This window comes from Mycoplasmopsis glycophila, assembly GCF_900660605.1.
GTDB lineage: Bacteria > Bacillota_I > Bacilli_A > Mycoplasmatales > Metamycoplasmataceae > Mycoplasmopsis > Mycoplasmopsis glycophila.
This window is the reverse complement of record NZ_LR215024.1, coordinates 958,141-973,410: the sequence shown is the minus strand read 5'-3', so window position 1 is coordinate 973,410 and position 15,270 is coordinate 958,141. Positions and strand designations below refer to the sequence as shown.

The following is a 15,270-nucleotide window of genomic DNA, read 5'->3' as shown; positions in this document are numbered from 1 at the left end:
TTGGAAAAATTTGGTTTTAACTTAAATTTTATCTTCTACAACAGAAACCAATCTAACAATTGGTTTTAAATCATCAATGTTTTGTAGAGAATATTTTTTCTTTAATTTCTTCTCAATAACCTAATCCAACTAAATTCCCAATCCCTTTATCGTATCCTTTTGATATTCCTAATGCAATGTAAATCCCTTTTGGGTTTTTTTATTTTATACAGAATGTAGTTACTCATATTTATACTATAGACTATCATCATTGTAATCATTGTACAAAGTTAAAATAATTAAAAATTGTACTTATATACTATGTATATAAGTAATAAGTTAAAAGGTATAAAAAAGAGCTTCCAACTTGGAAACTCAGGATTAATAAAAGTGATATTGACAAAAAACTAAGATTTTCGAAAGTGTTTGAAAAGACGGAGTTTTTGATTTTTTGGCATTTAATTTAGACGAAAAGCATATTTATATTTATGTTTCTGAATACATGAAATATTATTCTGATGAACTTGAATTAGATGCTAAAGATATTAGTTGAGAAGAGTTTATAAAAACAATAATTCAAAAAGAAAAATTTATAAACAACTTAAGTAAAAAATTTAAATTTAATGAATATTTCTTAAATAATATTGATTTTGAATTCAATACATTAACTATTACAAGAGATGAATTTAATTTTACCGATTGACTTTTACCTGTTAAAATTCAAATTCCTTCATGTAAAGTTCCAAAAACCAATGAATTGGTAAAAACAAAAGTTGAAGTTAAATTTAGAATTAAAAACATTAGACTAACAGATTAATAAAAACAAAAACCAACAGAATTATTTGAAGATTTTAAAGAATATATGGAACTTATAATTAAAAAATCTATTAAAATTAATTATATATATATATATATATAGAATAGGAGATATGTATGAAAAATAAAGCATTAAAAAGGAGTCTTTTAATTGTAACTGCATCAGTACCATTAATAGGACTTGTTTTGCCTATTTCAATGAATACAAGTTCAAACAATGTGTCAATTGAAACTAGTTCAGGCATTAGTTGAACTTTTGATCAAGTTAATATTAATGTGCAAGATAATATTTGAAAGAACTATAATTCACTTTCAAATTCAAATCATAATGCCAGATATGCACCATATAGATATATAAATATTTTTGGTTCAAACGGTAATTTGAATTTTAATGACGAGAATTCTAATTGACAATATATAGCGGTTGGAGATTCATGATTTAGATTATTTGATGCTTCAAATCCAGGTTTTCCAAACAATGTAAATGTTTCAGATTGAACAGGCGATAATTACGCAACAGAAAGTGGAACACTTTATTCTTGACAAGTAGATGGTTTTAGTAATAAAAGTGTAGATTATGGACCATGATGAAATGGAAATGGATATAATCCAGGTACCGATACCAAAAGATTTAAAATAGGTTATAACTTAGTTAATAAACCATTACATGGTTCTGCTACTCAAGGTGCGCAATCAACATTCTATACAGGAGCATTTTATTTTTCAAATGATATGAAATTAGCAAGTGATATTAAAATTCACTTGTATATTAAAGTTGATGATAGAAATAATTCAACTGTTTTAAAACAAAAAACTTATACTATCAAATTAAAAGAAGAAAAAAATGCTACCTTATCTGATTATGATATTTCGCCTTGAATTGGAAAAGTACAAAAAGTGAATAAAGATTCTCTTCAAGCTTCTAAAAATGGAGATAGTTTAGAAGCATGATTAACTAATTACGCATACTTACCTTATTACCAAAATACTCCAACCTCATATACAAGTGGTTTAAGTTCAGATTTACTTAGCAAAAAAAGAACTTGAGATAATTACAAAGCATCAGGAAAACATAACGGAATGTATGATATTCTAGTATCTACCCCAACGGATATGTCAAGTATTAGAACAAACGGATTTAAATTATCAGAAAATAGTGGTACATGAGTAAATTTTGGTTTATATCAAAAAAACCTTATTAGTGATGCAAGACCAGCAGATATTATATATAACAATCAAGGTGGTTTATTTGTCTTCAATATTGAAATGAATAGAAAGCTTGATTATTTAGTTGCCGGAGCAGTAGCAGAAGCAGAATTTGAACCATATAATGATGTGGCTAATCCAAGTAATACAACGTTTTTTGGGAACACTGGATCATCAACAGCTAGAAAATCTTTCTTTGGATCAGCAGAATATCGTGAAAAAAATGATGACAATAATCAAAGAATTGTTTCTGGATTTTGAAAAATAGCTGACAGATCTGAATCTCAACTTAAAAAATTCTACACTTTAGAAACTATTGATTCAGCACTTGGTTCTGATATTTATAATCCAAATAGTGATGCATTTCCAGCCACAACTTTAAGAATTACTGAAAATGGAAATTCAAATATTAATTATGACATTTCTAAAAATAGAATTAATAGAAACAAAAGAGCAATTAGTACAAAAAATATTTATCAAGATACAAAAGCAGTAAATAATACAAATTCTTTACGTTTAACAAGTACAATTTCTAGTACAGATGCCAAAAAATGAAAAGTTAAAAGCGGTAGTTCATTAACTGCTAGTCCATTACCATCAAGTAGATTTGATAGCAATGGAATTGAATTCAGTCCAATTATTTATACATACACCGATCTTGAATTAGCTAAAAGATATGTTGATAGTAAAAAATGATTAAATAAAAATCAAAAAAATTCTTTAAAAATTGGATTAGATAATGAATCTGGATTTAATGCAAGTAATCAATATTCAAAGGATACTCTTTTAACTAAATGAAAAACTAAAATTGATATTCTTGATGAAAAGGCCAGAATTAAAGACTATACTGCTACTTTTGATTATCCAAATAAAAATATTCAACCTACATCTGCTGAACAAAATTTAGTTTCTCAACAAAGCATTTCTCCTGATGCAAACGGTTTAGAAACTGAAATTATTTCTATTAGCGGTAATAATGACACCAGAACTTTAACTGTTACTTATAGAATAGTAAAATCAAGTGATAAAACTAATGTTTATACTAAAAATAAAACCTATGATATCACTGGTTTTGCTAATGAACAAAATAGAGTTAATAATTTAAATGCTACTCCAGATTATAAAAATGCAAGTCAAAAATCAAATATTCAAGCTTCAGCTGTTGTAAAAAGAGATAAGAATGCTGAAGATATTGGTTGATCATTACCAGAAAGCACACAAATTTATCAAGGTAGTGTTAGATATCTCGGTTATAACGATATAACTGGCAAAATTAAAATTGCATATAAATTACAATCAACTGTGGATGCAAGCACTATTTCTAATGAAAAAACCGCAGAAATTACTGGTTTTCAAACAGAATCAACCAGATTAAATAATTTAGTTGCACAAGACACGTATACTAATCAAAATACAATCCTTAACATCACTGCAAATCCTATTAAACGCGCTTCAGATTCAACTTTAAATACTGATTACACAATCTCTTTAGCAAATAATTATGGAACTACTAATCAAGTTGAATTAACTAATTTATCATCTCCTACAGCTAATGATACTGATGGTTCAGTTTCATATACATATAAATTAAAAACTACAAGAACTAAAGAAGATTTAGTAACAATTACTGAAGAAGCAGTCGATAACAATAATATTTATAGTAATATTTCAGCATCACAAACTAGAACTGGATTTTTAACTCAAGCTCAATATGAGAAAAATCAAAAAGATGCGGCAAAAGAAGCAATTGATAATTATAAATATTTAAATGATGCACAAAAAACAGCACTTAAAAATCAAGTTAATCAATCTAATCTAGATCAATTAGATCAAATTGCAAAAAATGCAAGTGATTTAAATGACGCAATGAAAGCTTATAATGAAGCAACTAATAATATTGAAACAATTAAACAAAATACAGATTATACTCAAGCAGACAATCAAAGTGCTTTAGATAATGCAGTAACTCAACAAAAAACTGATGTTAATAAGACTCAAGGAACTAATTTATCATTAGAAGAAGTTAAAACTAGAACTAAAGCAATTCAAGATGCAATTAGCGCTTTAAACGGTGATGAAAGATTACAAAAAGCTAAAGATGATGCAATAGCTAAAATTAATTCTGATTATTCATCATTAACTGATAAACAAAAAGAAAAAGCAATTGCTTTAATTAATGAACAAACAACAATTGATGGTGTTACTAATCAAGATGAATCTAATAGTGCATTAAATTCATCAATGAAAACCTTGCGCAATTATATTACAAATCAAAATACTGTAACAGCAGGCAATAATTATACTTATACTACTAACGCTTTAAGAGAAGCCTATGATGGTAATCCAACTAAAGAAGGTAACCAAAAAGGCGGAGTAATTAAAGAAGCTGAAGATTTATTAGATGCTTTAAATACCGACAATAATGATAATTTAATGAATAAATCTAATATTGATTTATTAAATAACAAAATTCAAACTGCAATTAATAATTTAAACGGTCAACAACGTTATAATGAAGAATCAAGAAGATTAAATGATTTATCTCTTGCTTTAGCTAAAGTTAAAGATGCAAAACAAGCTACAGATACAGCAAGTGAAGTTGACACTAATGAAGTTGAATTCATTGCTTCAACTATGCCTGAAAATGTAACTACTGTTGATTTAGTTATTTCAAATACAAATGAAGTAACAGGTAAATTAGACTTAAGTTACAAATATCAATCAACTAAAGAAAATCTTGAAACCGTTAAGTCAACTAAAGTTTATACATTAAATAACAATAATGCTTTAAGTACTCTAACAGAAGAAGTGAGATTAAATAATTTAATTGATAATGATAGTGTTGCAAAAACTATTGCATTTAATGGTAATAATCAAAATCAAGTAGCTGTTGAAGAAGTGTCTGCTACTGACTTTACAGGAACCATTGATTCTACAAATAAAGCAAAAATTGTAATTACATCAGTGAAAGAAGATCCAAATGATCCGCACGCTGTACTTGTAACTTACGAATTGCAATCAACTAAAGATAATTTAGGTGATCAAACAGTTGTTTCAAAAACTAAACAAGTTAAAATTGATGGTTTTATGAGCAACAAAGAAAAAGAACAACAAACAATTGATGATTATACAAGCGCTAACTTTGTGGGAACTCCAGATAGCAATAAATTAGCTTCTTCATTTGTTGCATCACCACGTAATGTTAATATTGCTTTTGCAACAAATGATAATGCAAATCACGCCAATGAAACTATTGAAATTCAATCAGTTAAATCATGAGATGATGTTAATGGTACATTAACTGCTGTTTTTGTAGTTAAAAGCAATAAACATGGTGAAGAATTAACTTCTACAGAAAAAGAAATTACTATTACTGGTTATTTCACAGAAGAACAAAGATTAAATAATTTAATTGACAACAAACAAAAAGAATTTAACTTTAGTGGCACAAAAGCTAAAGATAAAACTACTGTTGATGAAGTTACTAAAGATAATCTTTCAGGTTATTTAGCAGAACAATTAAATGACCAATTAACTAATATTAATAATCAAAATAATGCTGTTGTTGTAATTGATGAAATTACTAATAAAAATCCGGATGGAACTATTACTTTCAACTATCACTTAAAATCAACTAGAAGCGATATTCAAAACAACACTGTAGTTTCTAAAACTTTAAGTGCTACAATGTCTGGATTCCAAAGTAATTTAGATCGTGAAAAAGCTGATTTAGATGCCAAAACTAATGATGATATTGATGTAGTTATTGATAAAACTCAAATGGCTTCAAGTTTCAATCCAAATCAAATTCAATTAAACCCTAAAGATAATACTATTAGTGTTGTTGATAAAACAATTACAGGTTACAATGATGTAATTGGAGCAATTAAACTTACTTATAAACTAAAAAGTAATAAAAATGGTCAAGATGTTTATTCTGAACCAAAAGACATTATTATTACTGGACTTAAAACTGAAGCGCAAAGATTAAATGAACTTTTAAATAACTTAGTTGAAGGTGATATCACTTTTAACGGAACTAAAAATAATCAATTACCTTCAGTTGATCCAGCCAATGATAAAGCTAACTATTCATATGATGCAACTAAACAAAACACAAATAAAGCTAGTGCATTTATTAATTCAATTACACCAGATGATTCAACTGGACAAAATACTTTAAACTTAAAATTAGTAACAAGTAAAACTCAAGATGAATTAATTTCAAATTGAAATGTAACTAATTATGAAGCACCAGAAAGTCAAAGCAAAGACTTAGTAATTACTGGTTTCAGAACACAAGCTCAACAAAACAAAATTGATCAAGATGCTGAAAAAGCAAGATTAACTAAGTTAGTTGCTAATGCACAAATTACTTATCCAAATAGTGATCAAATTTTAGCTTCAAGTTCAGTAGTTGGCGGAATACATAAAGTTATCAATTCAACAGATAATAATGCAGAAATTATTATTCAAAATATTACTGATAAAAATGACTTAAATGGTTCAATTACAGTAGCTTATGTAATTCATAGTACTAAAGGTGGAATTTACGAAAATGTAAATACAGATGTACAAAATGTTGATTTAAACAACTTTAAAACTGAACAACAAAGACTTGATGAATTATTCTTAAATAAAGTTGCTACAGCTTCATTGACTGGCATTGACAGTGCAAACTACAGACAATATTTACCAGAAGAAGTTTTAGATCATTTAACTTTAGCTGTTGCTGATTTAGAAAATGCTAAGGTTGAAATTGTTTCAAAAACACCAAATAATCAAACTAATAGTATTGACTATACATATCGTTTAGTTTCAACTAGAGGAGTGGTTAGTGGTCATGATCTAAATACTGTCACATCATCAGAAACTAAATCAGGATCATTAGCTGGCTTCAAAACTGTGGCACAAGCTGAAAAAGAAAGATTAGACAAGCTTAATCCAAATGCAACTGATGATGGTTATACTCATACAATTGATTACTCAAATAGAAATCAAATTCTTGCTTCAAAAGTGCAAATTAGCGATCAAAATTGAACTTGAAGTGTAGAACCAAATACTGATCATACTTTTAGTGACCAAGAAATCATTGCTTATGATGATATTACTGGTAAATTAAGAGTAAGATACAAATTACAATCAACTAAATCAGGTTTAACTGATGTTAAATCAGAATATAAATACGCAACCTTAACAGGTTATAAAACTGAATTAGACAGATTGAATGATTTAGTAAAACAAGCTAATCAACCAGTTGCTATAACTGCAAAAGATGAATCTAAAAAAGATGGAGCAAATCAGAAAAAAGCTTCACAATTAACTTCTGATGACTTTAATACAGCCTTAACAGAATACGGGCAAAATGAAAATGTTAAAATTGAAACAATTTTAGACACTCAAAATGCTAATAATGAAACTGGAACAATTCAATTAGGTTATAAATTAATTTCTACAAGACCATTAAATGGTACAGATGGTTTAATTTCAGGAACTTGAGATGATGCACCTCAAGAAGCACCTACTATTAAATCTGAAACTTCAAATCCATTATTAATTTTTAATGGTTATGTAACTAATGATGATGCAGAAGAAAATAGAATTGAAAGATTAATTGCTGATTTAGTAATTGATTATCCAGGTAAAGAACAATGATTACCTCTTTACAATGAAACAAATGTTATTCCTTCTGCAGTACAAGTAAAATTAAGTAATAATCGTGAATTAAATGCCGAAGGTATTTCAATCAAACCTGATTCAATGAAAATTGTTACTCGTGATGATAGAAAAGGTGAAATTACTGTTAGTTATACTTTAGTTTCAAATTCAAGACAAGCTGTTGAGGTTGAAATTAATAAAACTAGAAGTAAAAACGCTAATACTATTAAAGGCTTCAAAACCGAATTACAAAGATTGAATGAATTAACTTATAGTTGAGAAGATGCAATTCAAAACAAAACAACTATCAGCCCATCTGATGTTATTTTAAGTCATATTACTCCAGTTTCAACTAATGATGATCAAGCTAAAGATGTTGTGATTACAAGTTTTGATGATAGAACAGGTACTTTAAACGTTCAATACAACATTTATTCAAAACGTGCTGATTTAACTGATATTCATGTAGTTAATAAAACTGGACAAATTACTGGTTTACAAAATGAATTACAAAGATTAAATGCTTTAATTGTTAATGATCAAGTATCTAAAACAATTAATTATGTACTAAATGATAAAGCACAAATCAAAGCAAGTTCATTAGTTAATAAAAAAGCTGAAGTACTTGCAAATAATGATAATTCATACTTTACAACCTTAATTCAAGATCCAACTACTTCAAAAGCCAAAATTATTATTAAAGATATTACTGCTGATGATGAAACAGGTCAATTAACTGTTAAATATGTATTGCAATCAACCAAAGATAATTTAACCGATATTGATTCAGATACTGAAAATACAGTTCCAATTTCTGGTTTCTTAACTAATTTACAAGAAGCTAAAAATAATTTAAAAGCTAAAATTGATGAATTAGTGCAAAATAATAAATTAACTAGCGAACAAGCACAAGCACTTAAAGATAAAATTGATAGCAATGAAACTGATTCTATCGATAAAGTTAAAAAAATCGAATTAGAAGCAGATAAACAAATTCTAGTTAATGAAGCAGAAAAAGATTTCGTTCACTTAAACAAAGCTCAATTAGCTGATGTAATTAATAAAATTAAAACTGCTGAAAACTTAGATAAAGCAAAAACACAAAAAGCTGCTGGTCAAACCTTAGATGATAAAATGGCTAAATTAGATGAAATAGTTAAAAACTATGAAGCTAAAAAATCATTAGATAAATATAAACATGCTTCAGAAACACCTAAAAATGCTTTTGACAAAGTAATTGAAGATGCTAAAAACTTATTAGATAAAACTAATACTACTGATTTAGGTACAGATAATTTAGATAATTGAATTGGTAACGAGGAAACTAATACTAAAGGTGAAATTCAAACCAAATATGAAGCTTTAGATGGTGATATTCAAAAAACTATTCAAGAAGTAACTGATAATGAATACTTATCTCCAAAACAAAAAGAGGATTTAATTAATAAACTTAATTCATTAGATCCTAATACTTTAGAAAAAACTAATGATGATGGTACTAAATTAACTCTAAACGATATTAAAGGTGAAATTGCACAAATTGAAGCTCTTAAAAAAGAAGCAATTAATCGAATTAAAGCATATGAAAACTTGAATCAACAACAAAAAGATGCATATATTAATCAAATTAAATCAAGTGACAATGATCAATTAGAAACCATTGAAAATAATGCAACTACTTTAGATAACAAAATGCTTGAGTTAAAACAAACAATTAAAAATGTTAAAGATGTACCTAATTCAAGTGCATATCAAAACGCAGATCAAAATAATAAAGAAGCTTTTGATAATGCATTAAATGTGGCTAATAAAATTAAAAATGGTAAAGAAAATACTGATCCAAATGATGCATTTAATTACAATGCAGATTTAAATGCAGTACAAAAAGCAATTGATGATCTTAAATTAGCTAATACCAATATTAATCGTGATGAAGCTCTTAAATATGTTGATAATGCACCATATTTAAGTGCAGACGAGAAAGTAAAATTTAAAGAACAACTTAACAAAAATGCAATCACAGATGAAACTATTGCGAAATTAAAAGAGCAAGCACAAATTGTTAATGATGCTAAAAAAGTTTATGTAGATCAAATTAAAGCAATTGATAATAATGATTTAGATCAAAATAACAAAAATGAATATATTAATCAAATCATTAATAAAGAAATGACATTAGATGAAAATAATGTAATTACTAATCCAGAGGAATTTAGCAAAATTGTTTTTGATGCTCAAAAAGAAGCTTTACTTAATAAATTAGAAAAGAATGTAAATCAACCTGATTTACCAAATATTCTTAATCAAAAACAATTAACTGAAGCTAAAGAAGCAATTAATAATGCAACTGATTTAGCAGAAGCACAAAAAGCTTATGAAGATGCAATTAATTTAAGTAAAAAAATGGCAGCTTTAGACAAATTAGTCAAAAACTATGAAAAATCAATCGCTGATCCAAATAACACAAAATACAATAAAGCTGATAATAAAGAACAATTTGATAATAAATTAGCTGAAGCTAAAAAATTATTAACATCAGATTCAGATAATGGTGTTGATAATAAATTATTGGAAGATTTATTATCAAATAATGACAAATCATTACAACACTCATATGAAGAGTTAAATGGTTTAGAAAATGATTTAATTGAACAAATTAATAATTCAGAAGTTTTATCACCAAATGAAAAAGCTAATTTAATAGCCCAAGTAAATAACATTGATAAACATAATGATGAAGCTGGCCAAGTAGCTACATTGCAAGATAAACTTAATAAATTAATTGCTGACAAAAACAATAATATTAAAGCTATTCAAAACCTTGAAAATCTTAACCAAAGTCAGAAAGATGATTTAATTAACAGAATTAAAAATAATGACTTGGTTGATAACCCAGCAATTTTAGATGAAGCTCAAAATCTTGATAATAAGATGAAAGAGTTAAAAGATGAAATTGCAAAAGAAAGCGAAATTAAAGGTTCAAGCTACTATAATAAAGTATCTGAAGAAAAACGTAATAACTACGAAAATGCTTTAAATAATGCTAAAAAATTAATTAATAATCAAACTCCAAATGGTTATAATAGTGCAAATACTTCAGTTGCTGAAACTCAAGAAATTTTAGATAAACTTAAACAAAGTTTCAAAGTAATTGATGATGAAGTTAAGAAAATTAATGATTTATATGAGAAGTTAAACGCCAAAATTATTGAGTATCAAAAAGATGTTAATAATAAAGAATTGCCAAAAGAAATTCAAGACATTTTAGATGAATTGGTTAACTATGGTGAAGATATTAACGACATTAATAAATTGATTGAATTAATTGAGCAAGGTAAATTGCTTAAATCATTACACGAACAATGAAATAATTCAGATGTTAAAAATCCTGATACTGAAAAAGCAATTCAAGACTTAAATGCTAAAATCAATTCAATTACTGAATTAATTAATTTAGTTGAATCAAGCGATTTAAATAGTAAATTAGATACAAGCAAAAATTTTGTTCTAAATCAAAATCAATATAATCTAAACTTGGCAGAAGCTGAAATAAGTTATTTTGATGCTCTTAAAAATGTTGACAAAACTAAATTTATTGATGCAACTAATAAGTTAGAACAATTAAATCAAACTAAGTTTGTTGAATTTGCTAATAGTATCTTAAATACTTCATATTTTGATACTTATAAACCAGAAAGTAATTTAAATAAAAAATTAATTAAAGAATTATTAAAACTTAATTATGATCCATTAAATAAAATTGAAAAATCATTATTTGAAACACTATTAAAAGAAAAAGCAGGTGTTGAAGAAAAATTAAGTTGACTTTGATATTTAGCTTTAGGTTTAAGCACAACTCTTGCAGCTATAATTATTGGTGTTTTAGTTAAAAAAAGTAAAAAATAATTCTTAATTTTACATTAAAAAAATATGGAATTTTTGTTCCATATTTTTATTTATTTTAAAAATGTTTAAAATTAATTGATATTACAAAATAACTTTTAATGAATCAAAATCATCCATTGATGATTTTATGTTTGATATAACAGTGAAAGAATTCAATCGGTGCGAAATTAAAAACAACTAAAGTGTATTGAAATACCTTAGTAAATTAAACTTTTTACTAACTTTTGATGCCCTAACTTACTGTTTTCTGGGTTTTATTTTTATATTTTTAAAATAAAATTTTAGACTAAAAAAGAAAAAGTATTTTAAAAATTGATAGCAGACTATTATATATCAAAAATTTTAAATTTATGTAAATTATTGTAGGTGAATCAATTGCGTGATAAATGAAGACTTTTTTATTACCGAAAAACACTTCTTAACAAGCATCTAATTCAACATTTTCGCCAAATTTTAAATGTATATTTTTAGCTTGATAAACGCTTTTTCTTTTCTTTTCACACTCATCTATTTCTAAAGAACTAATTCTTGTGAAAAGTGAAATTTTTTCACCAATTTCTTGTTCAAGTAATCTTCTAATTTTTTTTAGATTCGTTTTTATATTTTCTTGTCATTTGAACATTAACAAAACTTTGCTTTTTAACTCTTTTAAAAGCTTGTGAATAACTAATGTTAAAACTTTGTTTTACTTTTTCATGATAATAAAGCGAAAAAGGAGCAATGTTAATAGTTGCATTTTTAGGAAAAAACTCTTCCGTAAAATCATAATAATCACGCATAATTTTATTTATACTCTCATCTTTATATTTGAGAGCATTTTCGTTTTTCTACCTTTGTGAGCAACAGTAAATGAACCACTTTCAACAAGCAGTTTTATTTCTTTTTTGTATCTAATTATTGTTCTGGCACTGAGGCGATAAAGGTTTCAAGTTCTTTGTTTGTCCTTTTATTTCAAAGCCTTAATACACCGTCATTATGTGGGCTTTTCTCTCTTCGTAATCACTCATTTTTTTATGTGTTGTAATTTTAAACAGGCTCATAATCACTCCTTATTAATTAAAATTTTATTTAAGATCTAGATTTCATTTTTAAAACTCTAGGGTGTGGCATTTCGTTTAATATTTAATATTATTTTTAAAAATTTCATGTTTTTTAAGATGATGTTAATGCTTAATATATAATTAATAATATTGATTTCTACATTTAGTATTCAAAGAGATTGTAGTGGCTATTAATTCAATGTTTTTTAAAAATATGAAAGGTTAAACTTATATTAATATAATGATAAAATTTTTTGATTTTTGTGCTGGTATTGGGGGTGGAAGAATTGCTCTTGAAAAAAATGGTTTAGAATGTGTTGGTCATTCAGAAATCGATAAGTATACATCAAAAACATATGAATTGTTTTTTGATGATGAGAGAAATTATGGTGATTTAACAAAACTTAACATTCTAGATCTACCTAAATTCGAGTTTTTAATAGCAGGATTCCCTTGTCAAACATTTTCGATAGTTGGTAAAAGAGCTGGATTTGACGATGAAAGAGGAAAAATCATATATTCTTTAATTCAAATAATGAAACATATGAAAAATAAATATTTTATTTTAGAAAATGTAAAAGGTTTGGTAAATCATAATAAGGGTAAAACATTTAATACAATAAAAACCGAATTAGAAAAAATAGGTTACAACATTTACTATAAAGTCCTCAATAGTTTAGATTTTGGTGTACCGCAAGCACGAGAAAGAATTTATATTGTTGGATTCTTAAAAGAATATGATAACGGTAATTTTGTGTTTCCAAGTAAATTTGAGTCAAATAAAACTTTTCATTATTTTCTTGACTCAGAGAATAATACAGAGCTAGATATTCAAGATAAAACGTTTCAAAAATATTTATCAAATAAATACAACAATCAAAAATTTACAAATGATGAAATATTAGGATGAGAAAATTGTGTTATAGATTGAAGACAATCAGATTTAAGAAAGTATAATCAGTTTTTTCCAACATTAAGAACCGGTAGACATGGATTATTGTATGTTCAAAATAAGAAAATTAAGAAATTAAACGGTTACGAGGCATTATTAATTCAAGGTTTTCCAAAAAATATTGCTAAAAAAGTAAAAAAATATAATCTAAATAATAATAAAGTTTTATCACAAGCTGGTAATGCTATGACTGTTAATGTTATCGATGCGATAGTTCAAAATATGTTAAGAAATATTAAGAATAAGGAATAAAATGAAACCAACAGATAAAACAAAACTCGGTTCAAAAACTGCAAAAGGCGGTTTTCGAAATGAAAGATTTATTGCACAGAAATTTAATAATTGAAAAAGTGATAAAGAAGCACAATCTTGATTAAAAATAATGAAATATAAATTGAACGAAATTGAATATGTTAAAGCAGATTTAATATTCGGTTATAAAAGTGATTTGAATGTAAAAATCAAAATTAAGTTAAAAAATACTATCGATGTTGAAAATATTCAAGTTAAATTAGTGAGCAACAAAAAAGGATACAATCAAATTGATAAAAGATGATTAAAAAGTTACCAAGAAATGTGAAATATACCTTTAAATGTCTATACTATTTTTCAATATTTCACTGGTGAACTAAAACCATATAAAAATAATGTTAGAGATAAAAGAAGAATGTATATTGATGAATTTACAGATGAAGAAAAAGATTTGATTTTGAATTGATTAAATCAGAATAAACTGTTGATAGTATTAGATATATTAAAAGGTCACGGAGAATTCTCTGTGGAATGAGTTCTTGTAATTCGAAAAGAAGAAAATGATTTTTCATGAGCTTTAAAAAATATAAATGAAGTTATTAGTTATTATTATTTTAACGGAGAGGTTCAAATAAGTGCAAAAGGTTCTATTAAAATAGGGAAGATAACGATTCAAAGAAAAGGTGGTGATAGAGGTAGAGAAACTGCTAATATGTTACAATTCAAAATTGATCCAACAGAACTTTTTACAATTTAGATTGCAATATATTTACTTTTAACTCATGTAGATGTAATAAAGGTGAATTTCTAGTGGTGATTTTCGTCTTTTTGTTTAAAATTAAAGATCTTAATTCTGCGTTTCCAAGTTATAATGAAAAAAAACGAATACACCTACAAATAAGGCGTATTCGTTTTTTGCACTTTTAAATTACAATGATAGACCATCAATCGCATATCGAAAATCACTATATATTTTGTTTAATTCCTTATTTTCTGGATCTAAATTATTGTTGATTTCACTTACAACTTTACCATTCGCAGTCTTTGTTGTGATTGTTATAAGCTTCAATACATCTATAAACATATTCATTATGAGTTTTTGGATCTCTCCATTATCCTTATAAAATTTCTTTAATTTATAAATGCAATATTTCAAAACTGTAGATGAATCAATTGCGTGATAAATGAAGACTTTTTTATTACCAAAAAACACTTCTTTACAAGCGTCTAATTCAACATTTTCACCAAATTTTAAATGTATATTTTTAGCTTGATAAACGCTTTTTCTTTTCTTTTCACGCTCATCTATTTCTAAAGAACCAATTCTTGTGAAAAGCGAAATTTTTTCACCAATTTCTTGTTCAAGCAATCTTCTAATTTTTTTAGATTCATTTTTATATTTTCTTGTCATTTGAACATTAGCAAAACCTTGCTTTTTAACTCTTTTAAAAGCTTGTGCAT

At 26.1% G+C, this 15,270-nt stretch carries 5 protein-coding genes and 2 pseudogenes; 4 read left to right on the top strand and 3 right to left on the bottom strand.

Features of this window, described 5'->3' with window-relative positions; translation table 4 throughout:
• Positions 1-24: 24 nt before the first annotated feature.
• Positions 25-260 (bottom strand): annotated as a pseudogene (locus EXC46_RS03710) (IS1634-like element ISMsy1 family transposase); the annotation flags it as partial.
• A gap of 170 nt (positions 261-430) precedes the next feature.
• Between EXC46_RS03710 and EXC46_RS03705 the strand changes: the two are divergent.
• Both EXC46_RS03705 and EXC46_RS03700 read left to right on the top strand, forming a co-directional pair.
• A complete protein-coding gene (locus EXC46_RS03705; protein WP_027333906.1) occupies positions 431-796 on the top strand; it encodes a hypothetical protein in 366 nt (121 codons plus the stop codon).
• A 116-nt stretch (positions 797-912) separates the two neighbouring features.
• Complete coding sequence (locus EXC46_RS03700; protein WP_129622194.1) at positions 913-11,565, top strand: lipoprotein 17-related variable surface protein; 10,653 nt, start codon at positions 913-915, stop codon at positions 11,563-11,565.
• A gap of 418 nt (positions 11,566-11,983) precedes the next feature.
• Here EXC46_RS03700 and EXC46_RS03695 read toward each other — a convergent pair whose 3' ends face one another.
• Positions 11,984-12,187, bottom strand: a complete 204-nt coding sequence (locus EXC46_RS03695; RefSeq protein WP_027333877.1) for a hypothetical protein — start codon at positions 12,185-12,187, stop codon at positions 11,984-11,986.
• A gap of 659 nt (positions 12,188-12,846) precedes the next feature.
• Here EXC46_RS03695 and dcm point away from each other — a divergent pair.
• Together dcm and EXC46_RS03685 are read left to right on the top strand one after the other, a co-directional pair.
• Positions 12,847-13,809, top strand: coding sequence for a DNA (cytosine-5-)-methyltransferase (gene dcm, locus EXC46_RS03690; protein WP_084262970.1), 963 nt, complete (start codon positions 12,847-12,849; stop codon positions 13,807-13,809).
• A 1-nt stretch (position 13,810) separates the two neighbouring features.
• Complete coding sequence (locus tag EXC46_RS03685) at positions 13,811-14,566, top strand: PDDEXK family nuclease (RefSeq protein ID WP_027333880.1); 756 nt, start codon at positions 13,811-13,813, stop codon at positions 14,564-14,566.
• A gap of 171 nt (positions 14,567-14,737) precedes the next feature.
• On the opposite strand, the pseudogene EXC46_RS03680 reads toward EXC46_RS03685, so the two are convergent.
• Positions 14,738-14,977 (bottom strand): annotated as a pseudogene (locus EXC46_RS03680) (IS1634-like element ISMsy1 family transposase); the annotation flags it as partial.
• Between the last annotated feature and the right edge of the window lie 293 nt (positions 14,978-15,270).